This window comes from Sphingomonas hankookensis, from assembly GCF_028551275.1.
GTDB lineage: Bacteria > Pseudomonadota > Alphaproteobacteria > Sphingomonadales > Sphingomonadaceae > Sphingomonas > Sphingomonas hankookensis_A.
On record NZ_CP117025.1, the window covers coordinates 1,547,652 to 1,565,688 of the forward strand.

Here is an 18,037-nt window from a genome sequence, read left to right on the forward strand (position 1 = left end):
CCAACGTGGCCGCTCGGTTTGGGCGGCCCTTTCTATTTCGGAGACCCGTCGTGGCCCAGCCGCTGATGCCGCACGCGACCGCTTCCTGGCTGGTCGACAATACCGCCTTGTCCTTTCCGCAGATTGCCGATTTCTGCGGCCTGCACGTCCTCGAGGTGCAGGCGATCGCCGACGACACCGCCGCGACCAAGCTGACCGGTCGCGACCCGGTGCGCGCGCACGAACTGACGATGGAAGAGATCGAGAAGGGGCAGAAGAACCCCGATTACCGCCTGGTGATGCAGAAGGGTCCCGAGCAGGTCCGCCGGACCAAGGGGCCGCGCTACACCCCGGTCAGCAAGCGGCAGGACAAGCCGGACGGCATCGCCTGGATCATCCGCAACCACCCGGAAATCAGCGACGGCGCGATCGGCAAGCTGATCGGCACGACCCGCACCACCATCGCCGCGATCCGCGACCGGACGCATTGGAACATCGCCAACATCACGCCGAAGGACCCGGTGACGCTGGGCCTGTGTTCGCAGCGCGAGCTCGACGCGCTGGTCGGCAAGGCGGCGAAGGCCGCCGGCATCGAGGCACCGACCGACACACGGCTGGAAGGGGACCGCGAGGCGCTGATCGAACAGCTGCGCAACGAGCGGACCCAGGCGGCGCGCGACGCCGAACTGGCCGAGCGCGGCGAATCGGCCGAGCCGTCGAGCTTCTTCGACCCGTTCAAGCGCTGATACGCTTCACCCGAAGGCATTGCCGGCCCAGCCATCCCGCGATGGCCGGGCCGTTTGCGTATCGGCGGCAATGGCTTAGGCTGCACCCTTCCGAAGCGGAGTGCCATGCCCATGTCCGACGACCTGAACGCCCGCGCCATCGCGCTGTACGACGCCTTCACCCATGAGCATCACGACCGCCGCACCTTCATGGCGCAGATGGTCGCACTCGCCGGATCGGCGGCCGCCGCCGAGGCGCTGATCGCCGGCATCGCCGCGTCGCCCGCCGCCGCGCAGCAGGTCGCGGCGAGTGACGGCCGGCTCGATGTCGCGAAGGCGAGCGGGACCGAGGCGGGGCATCCCGCCACCGCCTATTTCGCAGCGCCCAAGGGCGGCGGCAAGCTGCCGCTGGTGCTGGTCATCCACGAAAATCGCGGGCTCAACGCCCATATCGAGGATGTCGCGCGACGGGTCGCGCTGGCCGGCTTCCGGGTGATTGCCCCCGATCTGCTCGCGCCGCAGGGCGGCACGCCAGCCGACGAGGACAAGGCCCGCGCGATGATCGGCACGATCGATTATGACGTCGCGCTCGCGCAGGCGAGGGCGTATCTCGCCAAGGCGCGGGGTGAGCGCCGGGGACTGAAGACCGGCGCGGTCGGATTTTGCTGGGGCGGGGCGTTCGTCAACCGGCTGGCGGTGGCCGATCCGCTGCTGTCGGCCGGAGTCAGCTATTACGGGCCGGCCCCCGATCCGGCCGAAGCGCCGAAGGTGCGCGCGGCGATGATGCTGCAGCTGGCGGAGAAGGATGCGCGGGTGAATGCGACGGCGATCCCGTGGGGCGAGGCGCTGCGCAAGGCCGGCAAGACCGCGACGACGCATGTCTATCCCGGGGTCGACCATGCGTTCAACAACGACACCTCTGCGATGCGCTACGATGCTGCTGCGGCGAAACTGGCCTGGGATCGGACCATCGCCTTTCTGCGTCACGAGCTTGACGCCAAATAGGTAGATGTTCCACCTTCGTTCCAATGATTTGGAGGAGATGCCCCATGGCCGGACTGACGCTGTACACCAACCCGATGTCGCGCGGGCGGATCGCGCGCTGGATGGTGGAGGAGGTTGGCGCGGACTATGATGTCGAGATGCTCGGCTATGGCGGGACGATGAAGGCCGACGCCTATCTGGCAATCAACCCGATGGGGAAGGTGCCGGCGATCGTCCATGACGGTCATGTCGTCACCGAATGTGCCGCGATCTGCGCCTATCTTGCCGATGCCTTTCCCGACGCCGGTCTTGCACCGGTCGCGGGCGAACATGCCGATTATTATCGCTGGCTGTTCTTCGCGGCGGGGCCGGTCGAGCAGGCGGTCACCAACCGCTCGCTGGGCGTCGTGCCAACCGACGATCAGCAGCGGATGGTCGGCTATGGCGATTACGACCGGGTGGTCGACGTGCTGGAGGCGGCGGTGTCGGCGCACCCCTATATCGCGGGCGACCGCTTCACCGCCGCCGATGTCTATGTCGGGTCGCAGGTGATGTGGGGGACGCAGTTCGGTACGCTGCCGAAGCGCGATGCGTTCCTGGCCTATGCCGCCCGGCTGGCCGACCGTCCGGCGCATGTCCGGGCGAGCGAGCTGGACGATGCGGCGATGGCGGAGATGCAGGCGGCGGGGTGAGTATCGACCAGTACGTCATTCCAGCGAAGGCTGGAATCTCCCGGTAAAGGCGCGCGCGCCTCGCCGCGGGAGGCCCCAGCCTTCGCTGGGGCGACGATTTGCAACGGGCGTCGGTCCAACTACCGCCGCACGCCGATCAGCCACACCTTCGGCTGGCCGGTCGGCTGCGGCTTTCCGTCCAGTCGCCGGGCGCGCAGGATGCGGATGGGGTCGAGGATCATCTGCCCCTTCATCGCGTCCGATCCGCCGCCGGTCGGCCTGGCGAGGATGCGCTTGACCACGTCCATGCCGCCGACGACCCGGCCGAACGCGGCATAGCCGGCGAAGTCGTCCTTCGCGTCCATGCTGGGCATCGCGCCGACCAGCAGCACGAAATTGCCGCCCGCCGAATTGGCCTCGGGGCGCCGCGCCATCGAGATCGCGCCGTCGACATGTTTCACGCCGGTGCGGTCGGTCCGTTCGTGCGGAAAGGGCGGCAGGATGCGGCGGGCATCGGTGCGGATGCCACCCTGGATGAAGCCCAGCTTCGGATCGGCCTTGCGCCGCGCCGAACGGTAGAAGTCGGTATCGTCGAACCGACCGTCATCGACATAGGCGAGGAAGTTCTTCGACGTCGCCGGCGCGCGTTTGACGTCCAGCGCGACGATGATCGACCCGACATTGGTGTCGATCTTCACCCGGACATAGCCCGGCGCGGCGCGGGTGGCGGACTGGGCGTGGGCGGCGGGCGCGAGCGCCATCAGCAACAGGGCGAACAGGATACGCATGGAGCGGCTTCTATCGCCGCTCGCCGCCGGGCGGAAGCGCCGCGTCAGTCCGTCCGCATCGCGGCATATTCCGCCAGCAGCGGGCCGAACGCCTCGGGCGGCGGAAAGCCCGGATAGCGGTGGCGCGCGGGCGTCGTCGCCCAGGGCAGCGCCTCGGCAACGCAGGTGTCGATGAACGGCGCGAACGCTTCCGGCCGGTCGAGTACGCCGACACGAACATTGGTGAAGCCGGGATCGGGTTCGATGCGGGTGAACAGCCAGCCCTTGCAATGGTCGCAATGATGGTGGCGGACCTGTTCGCCATGCAGCCCGCCGATGACGGTATCGCCGGTGACGGTCAGCGCGGCGCTCGGCACCGCGAGCGTCAACGAGAAGGCGCTGCCGGACATGCGCTGGCATCCGCGGCAATGGCACGCCATCGTCATCATCGGCGCGGCATCGATGTGGAGGTGCACCCGGCCACAGCGGCAGCTCCCGTCGATCGGCAGGGCAGGGGGCATCGCATCGCTCCGTTGGCGCAACAGGTCGCATCGGTATAGGTTGTGCGGCGGGCCGGGCAAATGGGGGTGATGACGATGATGACGCGGGCGATCCTGTGGCCGAGCTTCGCGCTCGTCGCGCTGATCTTTCTGGTCAGCCTGACGCTGGTACAGGCGCGCTTCGGCCATATGCGGCGGCAGCGGCCCCGCGCGACCGACTTAGTCGACAGCGAGGCGAGTCGCGCCTATTTCCGCCCGGTCGAACGGCCCGCCGCCAATCTCGCCAACCTGTTCGAGATGCCGGTCCTCTATTTCGCGCTGGTCCCGCTGCTGCTGATCACGGGGCTCGCGACGCTGGCGCAGGTTTCGCTCGCCTGGGTCTATGTCGCGCTGCGCGCCGGGCACAGCATCGCGCATATCGACGGCCGGGTGCGGCCGCGCTTCCTGTTCTTCGTCGCGTCGCATGCGGTGCTGGCGGCGATGTGGGTCGGCTTTGCGATCGATACCGGCTTCTCGGCGCGCTGACGGACCGGAACGCGACGGCACCGCGCGACGTTGGACCGCCGAACCGCTGGAGACAAACCGATGACCCGTTTCGCCGCCGCTGCCGCCCTGCCACTCGTCGCGCTGCTCGGCGCGTGCGGCGGACAGGAAATCGTGACGACCAACGATGCGAACGTCGTGTCGAACGACGTCTATGCCAATGCCGCCTTCCGCAACGACGGCGAGGTCGGCAACGAGATGATCGCGATCAATCCGATGGAGACCGAAGCCAATTCGGTCACGACCGCCGGCGACGCGATGATGGGCAACACGCCCGACGCGATGAACGCGACGATGGGCAACAGCATGAACTGATCGCCCGGCGATCGGAATGCTGTGACGGCGGACGGCAGGGCAGGGGCCTTGCCGTCCGTTTGGCATTCGGGTGTCCGCCCAGCACCATTGACCGCGCGGGGGCGGATCGGTATAGGCCGCGCGTCCCGCTGGGTCGGCGTCGTAGCCGTCACTGGCCTGCATGTGGGTTCAAAGAGCTGAACATTGCTGGAGACATCGGCCCCGAGGGTTTGCGCCCACGTGGCCTTTGCGCATTTCTGACAGGAACGGCTCCGGCAAAGTAACCGCAAGATAAGGTGAAGGGCTTCATGCCGACGATCAACCAGCTGGTCCGCAAGGGCCGCGAACCGCAGAAGGCCAAGTCGAAGGTCCCTGCGATGGACCAGAACCCGCAGAAGCGCGGTGTCTGCACCCGCGTCTACACGACGACCCCGAAGAAGCCGAACTCGGCGCTGCGCAAGGTGGCCAAGGTCCGCCTGACCAACAGCCGCGAAGTCATCAGCTACATTCCGGGTGAAGGCCACAACCTCCAGGAGCACTCGGTCGTGCTGATCCGCGGCGGTCGTGTGCGCGATCTTCCCGGCGTTCGCTACCACGTCCTGCGCGGCGTGCTCGATACGCAGGGTGTCAAGGATCGCCGCCAGTCGCGTTCGAAGTACGGCGCCAAGCGTCCGAAGTGATCCCGTGCCGCGCAGCTTCTGCGCGGCCTGAGGTCCATCTACCCCCAGTAAGCCCCCGACAGGTTCGGGAACCGGCTGAAGATTGAAGGAATATCTGATGGCTCGTCGTCGTCGTCCCGAAAAGCGGGAAATCCTGCCTGATCCCGTATACGGGGATGAGGTTCTGACCAAGTTCATGAATTCGGTGATGCTGGACGGCAAGAAGTCCGTCGCCGAAGGCATCGTCTATTCGGCATTCGAAACCGTCGAAGCCCGTGCGAAGCGCGATCCGCTGGGCGTGTTCCACGATGCGCTGAACAACGTGAAGCCGAACATCGAAGTGCGTTCGCGCCGCGTCGGTGGTGCGACCTACCAGGTCCCGGTCGAAGTCCGCTTCGAACGCGCCCAGGCACTCGCCATCCGCTGGCTGATCGCCTCGGCCCGCAACCGCAGCGAGAACACCATGTCGGCGCGCCTGTCGGGTGAGCTGATGGACGCTGCCAACAACCGCGGCAACGCCGTCAAGAAGCGCGAAGACACGCACCGCATGGCGGAAGCGAACCGCGCCTTCTCGCACTACCGCTGGTAAGCAAAGGCGGTGGCTTTTCACCGCTGAACTAACCGCCTATATCGTGGGGAGCGGGCGTCATGCCTCGCTCCCCACATTGCTAAGGAAGCACGATCATGGCCCGCAGCCATCCGCTCGAACGGTATCGTAACATCGGCATCATGGCGCACATCGACGCCGGCAAGACGACCACCACCGAGCGTATTCTTTACTACACCGGCAAGTCCTACAAGATCGGCGAAGTGCACGAAGGCACCGCCACCATGGACTGGATGGAGCAGGAGCAGGAACGCGGCATCACCATCACCTCGGCGGCAACCACCTGCAAGTGGCGTGCGGAAGAGGGCAAGGGTGAAGAGCACCTGATCAACATCATCGACACCCCCGGCCACGTCGACTTCACCATCGAAGTCGAGCGTTCGCTGCGCGTGCTCGACGGTGCGGTCGCCTGTTTCGACGGCGTTGCCGGCGTCGAGCCGCAGTCGGAAACCGTGTGGCGTCAGGCCGACAAGTACGGCGTGCCGCGCATGTGCTTCGTCAACAAGCTCGACCGCACCGGCGCCGACTTCTATTTCTGCGTCGATTCGATCATCGAGCGTCTGGGTGCGCGTCCGGCGGTCCTGTATCTCCCGATCGGTATCGAAGGCGGCTTCAAGGGCCTGGTCGACCTGGTCGAGAACCGCGCGATCATCTGGCTCGAAGAGTCGCTGGGCGCGAAGTTCGAATATCAGGACATTCCGGAAGACATGAAGGAAAAGGCTGCGAAGTATCGCAGCGACCTGATCGAAATGGCCGTCGAGCAGGACGACGACCTGATGGAAGCCTATCTCGAAGGCAACGAGCCGTCGGTCGCCGACCTCAAGAAGCTGATCCGCAAGGGGACGCTGGCGATGAACTTCGTGCCGATCGTGTGCGGTTCGGCGTTCAAGAACAAGGGCGTGCAGCCGCTGCTTGACGCGGTCGTCGACTATCTGCCGTCGCCGCTGGACATTCCGGACGTGCAGGGCGTGAAGCTCGACGGCGAGACCCCGGATTCGCGTCCGGCGTCGGACACCGCGCCGCTGTCGCTGCTGGCGTTCAAGATCATGAACGATCCGTTCGTCGGCTCGCTGACCTTCGCCCGCATCTATTCGGGCACCCTCACCAAGGGTTCGTACCTGAACTCGGTGAAGGACAAGAAGGAAAAGATCGGCCGTATGCTCCTCATGCACGCGAACTCGCGTGAGGACATCGACGAGGCGCGTGCGGGCGACATCGTCGCCATCGCGGGCCTGAAGGAAACGACGACCGGCGATACGCTGTGCGATCCGGCCAACCCGATCATCCTGGAACGCATGGAGTTCCCGGAACCCGTGATCGAGCTGTCGGTGGAGCCGAAGACCAAGGCGGACCAGGAAAAGATGGGCATCGCGCTCAACCGCCTGGCTGCCGAGGACCCCTCGTTCCGTGTGTCGACCGACCATGAATCGGGCCAGACGATCATCAAGGGCATGGGTGAACTTCACCTCGAAATCCTCGTCGATCGCATGAAGCGCGAATTCAAGGTGGAAGCGAATGTCGGTGCGCCGCAGGTGGCGTATCGCGAATATCTCGCCAAGCCGGTCGAGCTGACCTACACCCACAAGAAGCAGTCGGGTGGTTCGGGCCAGTTCGGCGAAGTGAAGGTCAAGGTCGTTCCCGGCGAGCGTGGTTCGGGCTACCAGTTCTTCGACGAGATCAAGGGCGGCAACATCCCGCGCGAATATATCCCGTCGGTGGAAAAGGGCATGCGCGAGACGGCACAGACCGGTTCGCTGATCGGCTTCCCGATCATCGACTTCGAAGTGCACCTGATCGACGGCAAGTACCACGACGTCGACTCGTCGGCGCTGGCGTTCGAAATCTGCGCCCGCGGCGCGATGCGCGAAGCGGCGCAGAAGGCCGGCATCAAGCTGCTCGAGCCGATCATGAAGGTCGAGGTCGTGACCCCGGAAGACTATCTGGGCGACGTCATCGGCGACATGAACAGCCGTCGTGGCCAGATCCAGGGCACCGACAGCCGCGGCAACGCGCAGACCGTCGAAGCGATGGTCCCGCTCGCCAACATGTTCGGCTATGTGAACCAGCTCCGCTCGTTCACGCAGGGCCGCGCGCAATACTCGATGCAGTTCTCGCACTATGACGAAGTGCCGCAGAACGTCGCGGATGAGGTCAAGGCGAAGATGGCCTGAGGCGCACGGGGCTAAGCCAGCTTAGCTCCGAGACGCCGAAAGGCCGGCCGGCGGAGCGGTCCCACGACCGCTCCGACCGACGGCGAATTTACTTCGTCGTCCTCTCCCCGGTTCGGGGGCTGGCATTACGAAACAACACCCGCTAAAGGGCCGCGTTCGCGTGGCCCCTGATGCGGCACCGAATTCGAATCAGAAGGTAGGAAAATGGCAAAGGCAAAATTCGAGCGGAACAAGCCGCACCTGAACATCGGCACCATCGGCCACGTCGACCACGGCAAGACCTCGCTGACGGCCGCGATCACCAAGGTGCTGGCGGACACGATGGGCGGCGTCGCCGTCGACTTCGCCAACATCGACAAGGCTCCGGAAGAGCGCGAGCGCGGCATCACCATCTCGACCGCGCACGTCGAGTATGAGACCGCCAACCGCCACTATGCGCACGTCGACTGCCCGGGTCACGCCGACTATGTGAAGAACATGATCACCGGCGCGGCGCAGATGGACGGCGCGATCCTGGTCGTGTCGGCCACCGACGGCCCGATGCCGCAGACCAAGGAGCACATCCTGCTCGCCAAGCAGGTCGGCGTTCCCACCATGGTCGTCTTCCTGAACAAGGTCGACCTGGTCGACGACGAGGAAATCCTCGAACTCGTCGAAATGGAAATCCGCGAAGAGCTGTCGAAGCGTGAATTCGACGGCGACAACATTCCGATCATCCGTGGCTCGGCCACCTGCGCCCTGTCGGGTTCGGACCAGAAGCTCGGCCAGGACGCGATCCTCGAGCTGATGAAGGCCGTCGACGAGTCGATCCCGCAGCCGGAACGTCCGCTGGACAAGCCGTTCATGATGCCGATCGAAGACGTGTTCTCGATCTCGGGTCGCGGCACCGTGGTCACCGGCCGCGTCGAAACCGGCGTTGTGAAGGTCGGCGAAGAAGTCGAAATCGTCGGCATCCACGAATCGGTCCGCAAGACCGTCGTGACCGGCGTCGAAATGTTCCGCAAGCTGCTCGATCAGGGCCAGGCCGGCGACAACATCGGCGCGCTGATCCGCGGCGTCGCCCGTGACGAAGTGGAGCGTGGTCAGGTTCTGGCGAAGCCGGGCTCGATCACGCCGCACACCGACTTCCAGTCGTCGGTGTACGTGCTGTCGAAGGACGAAGGTGGCCGTCACACGCCGTTCTTCGCCAACTATCGTCCGCAGTTCTACTTCCGCACGACCGACGTGACCGGCACCATCGAACTGCCGGAAGGCACCGAAATGGTCATGCCGGGCGACGAAGTCGCGCTGGGCGTGAAGCTGATCGCTCCGATCGCCATGGACGTCGGCCAGCGCTTCACCATCCGTGAAGGCGGTCGTACCGTCGGCGCAGGGGTTGTCAGCGGCATCGACAAGTAATATAGCGACTCGAACAGGTGGCGGTCCCCGGAGACGGGGGCCGCCATTTGCTATTTTATGAGGGCGCCTCGCTTGTAGCTGGGGTGCTCACTAAGCCATTCGTTGTTAATCAAGAGCCGTCCCAACGGCCCGCTCTTTCGCATCGGTAGGACCATGGACAACAATATCCGTATTCGCCTGAAGGCGTTCGACCATCGCGTGCTCGACCAGGCTGCCGGCGACATCGCCGACACCGCCCGTCGCACCGGCGCCCTGATCCGTGGACCGATTCCGCTGCCCACGCACATCGACAAGTTCACGGTCAACCGCGGCCCGCACATCGACAAGAAGTCGCGCGAGCAGTTCGAGACCCGGACCTACAAGCGTCTGCTCGACATCGTGCAGCCGACCCCGCAGACCGTCGACGCGCTCATGAAGCTCGACCTCGCGGCAGGGGTGGACGTAGAGATCAAGCTGGCGTAATAGCCGCTTGCCGCGACGTAGGGTGATTCCGCCCTGCGTCGCGCTTTCGCTTCCCGCCGGTTCGTTCTGAACAAAGGCGGTCGAAGCCGGGAAAGCAACCATAGGGATACCGAACGGCACGAAGTCTGCGGACGAAGTGCCGTTGTCCGCGTCCCCGCTATCGTCGATGCAGCCCTTCGGTGGGGGAATATCGGCGATGTCTGGCCCTGGCGGGGGCGTGCAGATCGCAAGGGCTGGGGCTTCGGAGGCGGGTGACCGCGCACCGGGGCCTTTTTCGTTAGGCAAGCTCGTCGTCAAGACGAGCCTCTGTTGGAGGAGTGGGTCATGCGCACTGGCGTGATCGCGAAGAAAATGGGAATGACCCGGTTGTTCCAGGACGATGGGCGCCACGTGCCCGTCACCGTCCTGCAGCTGGAGGACGTGCAGGTCGTCGCCCGTCGTGAGAAGGATCGTGACGGTTACGTCGCGGTGCAGCTCGGCGCCGGCACCGCCAAGGCGAAGAACGTCGCCAAGCCGCAACGTGGCCATTTCGGCAAGGCCGAAGTGACCCCGAAGGCGCGCGTGGTCGAGTTCCGCGTGGCGGACGATGCGCTGCTGGATGTCGGTGCCACCATCGGTGCCGATCACTATGTCGCCGGCCAGCTGGTCGACGTTTCGGGCCGTACGCAGGGCAAGGGCTTTGCGGGCGCCATGAAGCGTTGGGGCTTCGGTGGTCTGCGCGCCACGCACGGCGTGTCGGTATCGCACCGTTCGCACGGTTCGACCGGTCAGCGTCAGGATCCGGGCAAGGTCTTCAAGAACAAGAAGATGGCCGGCCACATGGGCGACCGTAACCGCACGCAGCAGAATCTGCAGGTCGTATCGACCGACGTCGAACGCGGGCTGATCTTCATCAAGGGTTCGGTCCCCGGCCACAAGGGTAGCTGGCTGACGGTCAAGGACGCGGTGAAGGTCGCGCGCCATGCCGACGCGCCGTATCCCGCGGGCCTGAAGAGCGCCAACAGCAACGACGCGGCCGCACCGGCAGCGACCGACGGCCAGGAGGGCTGATCATGAAGGTCAAGGTACAGACCCTCGACGCCGTCGAAAGCGGCGATATCGAGCTGAACGACGAGGTGTTCGGCCTCGATCCGCGTGCGGACATCCTGCACCGGGTCGTGACCTGGCAGCTCGAAAAGCGTCGCGGCACCGCCCGCGGCACCCGCGAGCGCGCCGATGTCGCGCGTTCGGGCAAGAAGCTGGGTCGCCAGAAGGGCGGCGGTGTCGCCCGTCACGGCGATCGTCGCGCGCCGGTGTTCATCGGCGGTGGTAAGGCGCACGGTGCCCGCGTCCGCGACTTCAACCCGGGCCTGAACAAGAAGGTTCGTGCACTGGGTCTGAAGATGGCGCTGTCGAGCCATGCCAAGGCGGGTTCGCTGGTGGTCCTGGACGGCCTGACCGTCGAGGACGGCAAGACCAAGGCGCTGACCGGCAACCTGTCGAAGCTGGGCTTCGGCAAGACCGCGCTGGTCATCGACGGCGACGCCGTGGAAACCACCTTCGCGCTGGCCGCGCGCAACCTCCGTCAGGTCAATGTCCTGCCGGCCGGTGGCGCCAACGTCTATGACATCCTGAAGCACGACACGCTGGTACTGACCCGCGCCGCCGTCGAAAAGCTGGAGGCCCGCTTCAATGGCTAAGCAGCAGCAGGCGATCGACATCCGTCACTATGACGTGGTGCTCGCGCCGCACATCACCGAAAAGGCGACGATGCTCTCCGAGCATAACGCGGTCGTCTTCAAGGTCGCGAACAAGGCGTCGAAGCCGGAGATCAAGGCAGCGGTCGAAGCGCTGTTCAACGTCACCGTCACCGGCGTGAACACGATCGTGACCAAGGGCAAGACCAAGAAGTGGAAGGGCGCGCCCTACACTCGCTCGGACTTCAAGAAGGCGATCGTGACGCTGGCCGAAGGCCAGTCGATCGACATTACCGAGGGGGCCAAGTAACATGGCACTCAAGCAATATAATCCGACCACGCCGTCGCAGCGTGGCCTGGTCCTGATCGACCGTTCGGCGCTGTACAAGGGCCGTCCGGTCAAGTCGTTGACCGAAGGCAAGACCAAGACCGGCGGTCGCAACAACAAGGGCCATGTGACCTCGCGCGGCATCGCCGGCGGTCACAAGCAGCGCTACCGCATCATCGACTTCAAGCGTCGCCTGTGGGACGTCGAGGGCACCGTGGAGCGGATCGAATATGATCCCAACCGCACCGCCTTCATCGCGCTGATCAACTATGGTGCGGACGAAGCGGGCAAGGACCGCGTCGCCTACATCATCGCGCCGCAGCGTCTGAACGTCGGCGACAAGGTGATCGCGGGCAAGAAGACCGACGTGAAGCCGGGCAACGCGATGGAACTGGGCCAGGTGCCGGTCGGCACGATCGTCCACAACATCGAGATGAAGCCGGGCAAGGGCGGTCAGATCGCTCGTTCGGCCGGCACGTACGTGCAGGTCGTCGGCCGCGACAAGGGCATGGTCATCGTTCGTCTGAACTCGGGTGAACAGCGCTACATCCACGCCGCCTGCATGGCGACGATCGGTGCGGTGTCGAACCCCGACAACCAGAACCAGAACCTGGGCAAAGCCGGTCGCAACCGCTGGCTCGGCCATCGTCCGCTTACCCGCGGCGTCGCCAAGAACCCGGTCGACCACCCGCACGGCGGTGGTGAAGGCCGGACCTCGGGCGGCCGTCACCCGGTCACCCCGTGGGGCAAGCCGACCAAGGGCGCGCGCACGCGGCACAACAAGGCGACGGACAAGATGATCATCCGTAGCCGTCACGCGAAGAAGAAGGGCTAAGCGATGGCTCGTTCCGTATGGAAGGGTCCGTTCGTGGACCTCAACCTGCTGAAGAAGGCAGAAGTGGCGCAGGACGCCGGCACCCGTGCCGGCCCGATCAAGACCTGGTCGCGCCGCTCGACCATTCTCCCGCAGTTCGTCGGCCTGACGTTCAACGTCTATAACGGCCGCAAGTTCGTGCCGGTTTCGGTCAACGAAGACATGGTGGGCATGAAGCTCGGCGAGTTCGCTCCGACGCGCTTCTTCCCCGGCCACGCCGCCGACAAGAAGGGCAAGCGCTGATGAGCAAGCAGGCAGCACCCCGCCGCGTTGGTGACAAGGAAGCTCTGGCGGTCGCGACCCAGGTCCGCGGCTCGGCGCAGAAGCTGAACCTCGTCGCCGCGCTCATCCGCAACCGCAAGGCCGGTGACGCGATGAACATCCTCGCCTTCTCGAAGAAGGCGATGGCGGTCGACGTCCGCAAGTGCCTCGCTTCGGCGATCGCGAACGCGGAAAACAACCACAACCTCGACGTCGACGCGCTCGTCGTCAAGGAAGCCTCGGTCGGCAAGTCGATCACGATGAAGCGTTTTGCGACCCGCGGTCGCGGCAAGTCGACGCGCATCCTGAAGCCGTTCAGCCGCGTGCGCATCGTCGTGTCCGAGGTGGAGGAAGCGTAATGGGTCACAAGTCCAATCCCATCGGTCTGCGTCTGCAGATCAACCGCACCTGGGACAGCCGTTGGTATGCCGAAGGCGCCGACTATGGCCGTCTGCTGCTGGAGGATCTGAAGATCCGCCAGTACATCATGAAGACGCTGCCGCAGGCCGCGATCTCCAAGGTGGTCATCGAGCGTCCGGCCAAGCTGTGCCGCATCTCGATCTTCGCAGCCCGTCCGGGCGTGATCATCGGCAAGAAGGGCACCGACATCGAAAAGCTTCGCAAGAAGCTGGGCACGATGACGGGCTCGGACGTGTCGCTGAACATCGTTGAAATCCGCAAGCCGGAAATCGACGCGAAGCTCGTCGCGCTGGGCATTGCCGACCAGCTCGAGCGTCGTATCGCCTTCCGCCGCGCCATGAAGCGTGCGGTGCAGTCGGCGATGCGCCTGGGTGCCGACGGCATCCGCGTCGCTTGCGGCGGTCGTCTGGGCGGTGCGGAAATCGCCCGTTCGGAAGGCTATCGCGAAGGTCGCGTTCCGCTGCACACGCTGCGCGCGAACCTCGACTATGCCGAGGCCGAAGCGCACACCGCGTATGGCGTCTGCGGCGTCAAGGTCTGGATCTTCAAGGGTGAGATCCTCGGCCACGACCCGATGGCGCAGGACCGGCTGATGATGGAGGCCCAGACCTCCGGCGTGCGCCCCGCGCGCGACGATCACCGCCGCTAAGGATAATTTGAGATGCTGCAACCAAAGCGCACCAAGTTCCGCAAGGCCTTCAAGGGCCGCATCCATGGCGATGCCAAGGGCGGTACGTCGCTGAACTTCGGGTCGTACGGCCTGAAGGCGATGGAGCCGGAGCGGATCACCGCCCGCCAGATCGAAGCGGCCCGCCGCGCGATCACGCGTCACATCAAGCGCCAGGGCCGCTTGTGGATCCGGATCTTCCCGGATCTGCCGGTGTCGTCGAAGCCGGCCGAAGTCCGCATGGGCTCGGGCAAGGGCTCGCCCGAATTCTGGGTCGCCCGCGTCAAGCCGGGTCGGATCCTGTTCGAACTGGACGGCGTGCCCGGCCCGCTCGCCGCGGAGGCGTTCTCGCGCGCCGCGATGAAGCTGCCGATCGCGGTCAAGGTCGTTGCCCGTCTGGGCGACACCTCGCACCTGGAGGGTTGAAAATGACGAAGGCAACCGATCTTCGCGCCAAGAGCGACGACCAGCTGGTCGAGGAACTGTCGAGCCTGAAGCGTGAGGCGTTCAACCTCCGCTTCCAGGCGGCGACCAGCCAGCTGGAAAAGCCGACCCGCGTGAAGGAAGTCCGTCGCGACATCGCGCGGATCAAGACGCTGCAGGGCGAGCGTTCGCGCTCGTCCGACAAGTAAGGACGAGAGACATGCCGAAGCGCGTGCTGACCGGGATGATCGTCTCGGACAAGACCGACAAGACGGTGGTGGTCAAGGTAGAGCGGAAGGTGAAGCACCCCCTCTACGGCAAGATCATCCGCCGTTCGAAGAAGTACCATGCCCATGACGAGGGCAATGAGTATCGCGAAGGCGAGACCGTGCGCATCGAAGAGACCGCGCCGATCTCGAAGCTGAAGACCTGGAAGGTGATCGAGCGGGTGAACACCCACGCGACGCCGGCGGAAGTCGCAGCCGAGGCGTAAGCCTTTGCAGGGGTGGGGCGCTTCGGCGTTGCCACCCCAAGCAATTCCGGGGTCGGACCCGGATGTGACGAACATTCGCGGGAAGGCTTGCCTTTTCGCTATGGGGCGGTTAATGGGCCGCTCCCCCCGGCGCGGTATCCCGCAGCCGGGGGTTCATTTTTAGCAGGCGGGGTCCGGTCGGAATCGGCCCCATGGACAAGGAATCGCATCCATGATTCAGATGCAATCCAACCTCGACGTCGCTGACAACAGCGGCGCGAAGCGGGTGCAGTGCATCAAGGTGCTGGGCGGCTCGAAGCGCCGCACGGCCGGTGTCGGCGACGTCATCGTCGTCAGCATCAAGGAAGCCGCTCCGCGCGGCCGCGTGAAGAAGGGTGACGTGCACCGCGCCGTCATCGTTCGCACCGCCAAGGACATCCGTCGCACCGACGGTTCGGTGATCCGCTTCGACGGCAACGCCGCGGTGCTGGTCAACAAGAACGAGGAGCCGATCGGCACCCGTATCTTTGGCCCGGTGGTCCGCGAGCTGCGCTCGAAGGGCTTCATGAAGATCATCTCGCTCGCCCCTGAGGTGCTGTAATGGCTGCTGCGAAGATCAAGAAGGGCGACACCGTGATCGTCCTGTCGGGCAAGGACAAGGGCAAGACCGGCCAGGTCACCCAGTCGATGCCGAAGGATGGCAAGGTCGTCGTTTCCGGCGTCAACATCGCCGTTCGCCACAAGAAGCCGAACCAGGCCGACCCGCAGGGCGGTCTGGTGCGCTCGGAAGCGCCGCTGCACGTCAGCAAGGTCGCGCACGTCGTCGACGGCAAGCCGACCCGCGTTCGTTTCGAAGTGCGTGACGGCAAGAAGGTCCGGGTCGCCGTGAAGGGCGGGGAGGTCATCAATGGCTGATAAGTACACGCCGCGCATGAAGTCGATCTATGACGATCGCATCGTGAAGGCGATGACCGAGAAGTTCGGTTACAAGAACGCGCTCGAAGTGCCCCGGATCGAAAAGATCGTCCTGAACATGGGCGTGGGCGAGGCGACGCAGGACAAGAAGAAGGTCGAGCAGGCCAGCTCCGAAATGGAGCTGATCGCGGGCCAGAAGCCTGTCGTCACCAAGGCGAAGAAGTCGATTGCGCAGTTCAAGCTGCGTGAAGGCATGGCGATCGGCTGCAAGGTCACGCTGCGCCGTGAGCGGATGTACGAATTCCTCGATCGCTTCATCACCATCGCGCTCCCCCGCGTCCGCGACTTTCGTGGCCTGAACCCGAAGTCGTTCGACGGCCGTGGCAACTATGCCTGCGGCATCAAGGAACAGATCGTGTTCCCCGAAATCAACTATGACCGCATCGACAAGGTGCGCGGCATGGATGTGATCGTGACCACCACCGCCAAGACCGACGACGAAGCTCGCGAGCTTCTGCGTCTGTTCGGTTTCCCCTTCCCGCAGGAAGCGGAAGCCGAGGAAAAGAAGGCGGCCTAATCCGGTCCGCCCCCGGCCACGGGGGCGGCCGTTCGCTTTAACGAAGAGAGCTTAAGTCCATGGCGAAACTGAGTTCCGTGAACAAGAACGAGCGCCGTCGCGCGCTCGTCAAGAAGTTCGCACCCAAATATGCGAAGCTGAAGGCGATCGCAGCCGACCAGTCGCTCGACGAAACCGAGCGTCTGATCGCGCGGCTGAAGATGGCCGAGATTCCCCGCAACGGGAATCCGACCCGCATCCGCAACCGTTGCGAGCTGACGGGTCGTCCCCGTGGCTATTATCGCAAGTTCCGTCTCGCCCGCGTCATGCTGCGTGAACTGGCCAACAAGGGCCTGATCCCCGGCGTCACGAAGTCGAGCTGGTAAGGAACACAGCAATGGCATTGACCGATCCCCTGGGTGACATGCTCACCCGCATCCGCAACGGCCAGCGCGCGCGCAAGGACTCCGTCCTGACGCCTGCCAGCAAGTTGCGGGCCCGTGTCCTCGACGTGCTGCAGCGTGAGGGCTATATCCGTGGCTACAGCGAAGAGCAGATGGGCCCCGCGGCCGGCATCCGCATCGAGCTGAAGTATTTCGAAGGCCAGCCGGCGATCAAGCACGTCGCGCGCGTTTCGAAGCCCGGTCGCCGCGTCTATTCGGGTTCGCAGGAACTGCCGAAGGTGCGCAATGGCCTCGGCATCACTATCGTCTCGACGCCGCGCGGCGTTCTGTCCGACGCCGAAGCGCGCGAACAGAATGTCGGTGGCGAAGTCCTCGCGGAGGTCTTCTGATGAGCCGCATCGGTAAGAAGGCAGTCCCGGTTCCGGCCGGCGTGACCGCCAACATCGCAGGGCGCGAGCTGAGCGTGAAGGGTCCGAAGGGCACGCTGACGCTGCCGCTGGCCGACGACATCAGCTATGCCGTCGAAGGCGACAGCATCTCGGTGCAGCCGGCGAATGACACCAAGCGCGCTCGCGCGTTCTGGGGCATGCAGCGCACGCTCGTGCAGAACCTGATCACCGGCGTGACCACCGGCTTCACCAAGAAGCTGCTGATCACCGGCGTCGGCTATCGTGCGGCTGCGCAGGGCAAGAATCTGAAGCTGCAGCTCGGCTACAGCCACGACGTCAACATCGACGTGCCGGAAGGCATCGAGATCAAGACGCCCGATCAGACCACGATCGAAATCAGCGGGATCGACAAGCAGAAGGTCGGTCAGATCGCTGCCGAGATCCGTCGTTGGCGTAAGCCCGAGCCGTACAAGGGCAAGGGCATCAAGTACGACGGCGAGTTCATCTTCCGCAAGGAAGGGAAGAAGAAGTAATGACCAAGGGTCTCTCCCTCTTCGAGAAGCGCCGTCGGCGCAATCGCACCGCGCTTCGTGCGCGTTCGGGCGGCCGTGCGCGGCTGTCGATCCATCGTTCGGGCAAGCACATCTACGCCCAGGTCATCGACGATGCAGCGGGTCGTACCGTTGCTTCGGCATCGACCCTGGAAAAGGACGTGCGTGGCACCTCCGGCGCGAACATCGATGCCGCCAAGGGCGTCGGCACCCGCGTTGCGGAAGCGGCGAAGGCCGCGGGCGTGACGCAGGTCGTATTCGACCGTGGCGGCTTCCTGTTCCACGGCCGCGTCAAGGCGCTGGCCGAGGCCGCCCGCGAAGCCGGATTGGAGTTCTAAGAC

At 64.9% G+C, this 18,037-nt stretch carries 29 protein-coding genes; 27 read left to right on the top strand and 2 right to left on the bottom strand.

Annotated features, from left to right (window positions below; all coding sequences use genetic code 11):
- The first annotated feature begins 65 nt into the window (after positions 1-65).
- The 3 genes from PPZ50_RS07210 (at position 66) to PPZ50_RS07220 (ending at position 2,380) form a co-directional block, all read left to right on the top strand.
- A complete protein-coding gene (locus PPZ50_RS07210) occupies positions 66-725 on the top strand; it encodes a DUF1013 domain-containing protein (RefSeq protein ID WP_198158527.1) in 660 nt (219 codons plus the stop codon).
- A gap of 105 nt (positions 726-830) precedes the next feature.
- Positions 831-1,709, top strand: coding sequence for a dienelactone hydrolase family protein (locus PPZ50_RS07215; RefSeq protein WP_241215417.1), 879 nt, complete (start codon positions 831-833; stop codon positions 1,707-1,709).
- 44 nt (positions 1,710-1,753) lie between these two features.
- Positions 1,754-2,380 (top strand): glutathione S-transferase family protein, encoded by a 627-nt coding sequence (locus tag PPZ50_RS07220; RefSeq protein ID WP_066689635.1) that lies wholly within the window; start codon positions 1,754-1,756, stop codon positions 2,378-2,380.
- A gap of 119 nt (positions 2,381-2,499) precedes the next feature.
- Here PPZ50_RS07220 and PPZ50_RS07225 read toward each other — a convergent pair whose 3' ends face one another.
- Both PPZ50_RS07225 and PPZ50_RS07230 read right to left on the bottom strand, forming a co-directional pair.
- On the bottom strand, positions 2,500-3,147 hold the full coding sequence (locus PPZ50_RS07225) for a peptidylprolyl isomerase (protein WP_066689634.1): 648 nt from the start codon (positions 3,145-3,147) through the stop codon (positions 2,500-2,502).
- A 44-nt stretch (positions 3,148-3,191) separates the two neighbouring features.
- Positions 3,192-3,647, bottom strand: coding sequence for a GFA family protein (locus PPZ50_RS07230; protein WP_066689633.1), 456 nt, complete (start codon positions 3,645-3,647; stop codon positions 3,192-3,194).
- Between the two features lie 69 nt (positions 3,648-3,716).
- Here PPZ50_RS07230 and PPZ50_RS07235 point away from each other — a divergent pair, with 69 nt between their 5' ends.
- From PPZ50_RS07235 to rplR, 24 genes are all read left to right on the top strand, one after another.
- Positions 3,717-4,151, top strand: a complete 435-nt coding sequence (locus PPZ50_RS07235) for an MAPEG family protein (RefSeq protein WP_164523813.1) — start codon at positions 3,717-3,719, stop codon at positions 4,149-4,151.
- 60 nt (positions 4,152-4,211) lie between these two features.
- A complete protein-coding gene (locus tag PPZ50_RS07240) occupies positions 4,212-4,484 on the top strand; it encodes a hypothetical protein (RefSeq protein WP_066689631.1) in 273 nt (90 codons plus the stop codon).
- A 287-nt stretch (positions 4,485-4,771) separates the two neighbouring features.
- Positions 4,772-5,143 (top strand): 30S ribosomal protein S12, encoded by a 372-nt coding sequence (gene rpsL / locus PPZ50_RS07245; RefSeq protein WP_066689749.1) that lies wholly within the window; start codon positions 4,772-4,774, stop codon positions 5,141-5,143.
- Positions 5,144-5,240: 97 nt separating this feature from the next.
- Positions 5,241-5,711 (top strand): 30S ribosomal protein S7, encoded by a 471-nt coding sequence (gene rpsG, locus PPZ50_RS07250; protein WP_066689748.1) that lies wholly within the window; start codon positions 5,241-5,243, stop codon positions 5,709-5,711.
- Positions 5,712-5,806: 95 nt separating this feature from the next.
- Positions 5,807-7,900, top strand: coding sequence for an elongation factor G (gene fusA / locus PPZ50_RS07255; RefSeq protein WP_066689630.1), 2,094 nt, complete (start codon positions 5,807-5,809; stop codon positions 7,898-7,900).
- A gap of 204 nt (positions 7,901-8,104) precedes the next feature.
- Entirely contained in the window at positions 8,105-9,298 is a 1,194-nt protein-coding gene (tuf, locus tag PPZ50_RS07260) for an elongation factor Tu (protein ID WP_066689629.1), read from the top strand.
- 153 nt (positions 9,299-9,451) lie between these two features.
- A complete protein-coding gene (gene rpsJ, locus PPZ50_RS07265) occupies positions 9,452-9,760 on the top strand; it encodes a 30S ribosomal protein S10 (protein ID WP_033921125.1) in 309 nt (102 codons plus the stop codon).
- A 324-nt stretch (positions 9,761-10,084) separates the two neighbouring features.
- Positions 10,085-10,810 (top strand): 50S ribosomal protein L3, encoded by a 726-nt coding sequence (gene rplC / locus PPZ50_RS07270; RefSeq protein WP_066689747.1) that lies wholly within the window; start codon positions 10,085-10,087, stop codon positions 10,808-10,810.
- A 2-nt stretch (positions 10,811-10,812) separates the two neighbouring features.
- Complete coding sequence (rplD, locus tag PPZ50_RS07275) at positions 10,813-11,439, top strand: 50S ribosomal protein L4 (RefSeq protein WP_066689628.1); 627 nt, start codon at positions 10,813-10,815, stop codon at positions 11,437-11,439.
- On the top strand, positions 11,432-11,746 hold the full coding sequence (locus tag PPZ50_RS07280; protein ID WP_066689627.1) for a 50S ribosomal protein L23: 315 nt from the start codon (positions 11,432-11,434) through the stop codon (positions 11,744-11,746). Before rplD ends, PPZ50_RS07280 begins: the two co-directional genes overlap by 8 nt.
- A gap of 1 nt (position 11,747) precedes the next feature.
- Complete coding sequence (gene rplB / locus PPZ50_RS07285; RefSeq protein ID WP_066689626.1) at positions 11,748-12,599, top strand: 50S ribosomal protein L2; 852 nt, start codon at positions 11,748-11,750, stop codon at positions 12,597-12,599.
- 3 nt (positions 12,600-12,602) lie between these two features.
- Positions 12,603-12,881 carry a 30S ribosomal protein S19 gene (gene rpsS / locus PPZ50_RS07290; RefSeq protein ID WP_055763302.1) on the top strand — a complete coding sequence of 93 codons (279 nt, stop codon included), beginning with the start codon at positions 12,603-12,605 and terminating at the stop codon, positions 12,879-12,881.
- A complete protein-coding gene (gene rplV / locus PPZ50_RS07295) occupies positions 12,881-13,258 on the top strand; it encodes a 50S ribosomal protein L22 (RefSeq protein ID WP_066689625.1) in 378 nt (125 codons plus the stop codon). Before rpsS ends, rplV begins: the two co-directional genes overlap by 1 nt.
- On the top strand, positions 13,258-13,968 hold the full coding sequence (rpsC, locus tag PPZ50_RS07300; protein ID WP_066689624.1) for a 30S ribosomal protein S3: 711 nt from the start codon (positions 13,258-13,260) through the stop codon (positions 13,966-13,968). Before rplV ends, rpsC begins: the two co-directional genes overlap by 1 nt.
- 12 nt (positions 13,969-13,980) lie before the next feature.
- On the top strand, positions 13,981-14,412 hold the full coding sequence (gene rplP, locus PPZ50_RS07305; protein ID WP_055790394.1) for a 50S ribosomal protein L16: 432 nt from the start codon (positions 13,981-13,983) through the stop codon (positions 14,410-14,412).
- Positions 14,413-14,414: 2 nt separating this feature from the next.
- Positions 14,415-14,618, top strand: a complete 204-nt coding sequence (rpmC, locus tag PPZ50_RS07310) for a 50S ribosomal protein L29 (RefSeq protein WP_066689623.1) — start codon at positions 14,415-14,417, stop codon at positions 14,616-14,618.
- Between the two features lie 11 nt (positions 14,619-14,629).
- A complete protein-coding gene (rpsQ, locus tag PPZ50_RS07315; protein ID WP_055763313.1) occupies positions 14,630-14,902 on the top strand; it encodes a 30S ribosomal protein S17 in 273 nt (90 codons plus the stop codon).
- 211 nt (positions 14,903-15,113) lie between these two features.
- Complete coding sequence (rplN, locus tag PPZ50_RS07320; protein WP_055996097.1) at positions 15,114-15,482, top strand: 50S ribosomal protein L14; 369 nt, start codon at positions 15,114-15,116, stop codon at positions 15,480-15,482.
- Positions 15,482-15,796, top strand: a complete 315-nt coding sequence (rplX, locus tag PPZ50_RS07325; protein WP_066689622.1) for a 50S ribosomal protein L24 — start codon at positions 15,482-15,484, stop codon at positions 15,794-15,796. Before rplN ends, rplX begins: the two co-directional genes overlap by 1 nt.
- Entirely contained in the window at positions 15,789-16,373 is a 585-nt protein-coding gene (gene rplE, locus PPZ50_RS07330; RefSeq protein ID WP_066689621.1) for a 50S ribosomal protein L5, read from the top strand. The genes rplX and rplE overlap by 8 nt, the downstream gene beginning before the upstream one ends.
- Positions 16,374-16,432: 59 nt before the next feature.
- Entirely contained in the window at positions 16,433-16,738 is a 306-nt protein-coding gene (rpsN, locus tag PPZ50_RS07335) for a 30S ribosomal protein S14 (RefSeq protein WP_055756896.1), read from the top strand.
- A gap of 11 nt (positions 16,739-16,749) precedes the next feature.
- Positions 16,750-17,145, top strand: coding sequence for a 30S ribosomal protein S8 (gene rpsH / locus PPZ50_RS07340; protein WP_033921102.1), 396 nt, complete (start codon positions 16,750-16,752; stop codon positions 17,143-17,145).
- Positions 17,145-17,678, top strand: a complete 534-nt coding sequence (gene rplF / locus PPZ50_RS07345) for a 50S ribosomal protein L6 (RefSeq protein WP_066689620.1) — start codon at positions 17,145-17,147, stop codon at positions 17,676-17,678. The genes rpsH and rplF overlap by 1 nt, the downstream gene beginning before the upstream one ends.
- Positions 17,678-18,034 (top strand): 50S ribosomal protein L18, encoded by a 357-nt coding sequence (gene rplR / locus PPZ50_RS07350; protein ID WP_066689619.1) that lies wholly within the window; start codon positions 17,678-17,680, stop codon positions 18,032-18,034. The genes rplF and rplR overlap by 1 nt, the downstream gene beginning before the upstream one ends.
- Positions 18,035-18,037: the final 3 nt, after the last annotated feature.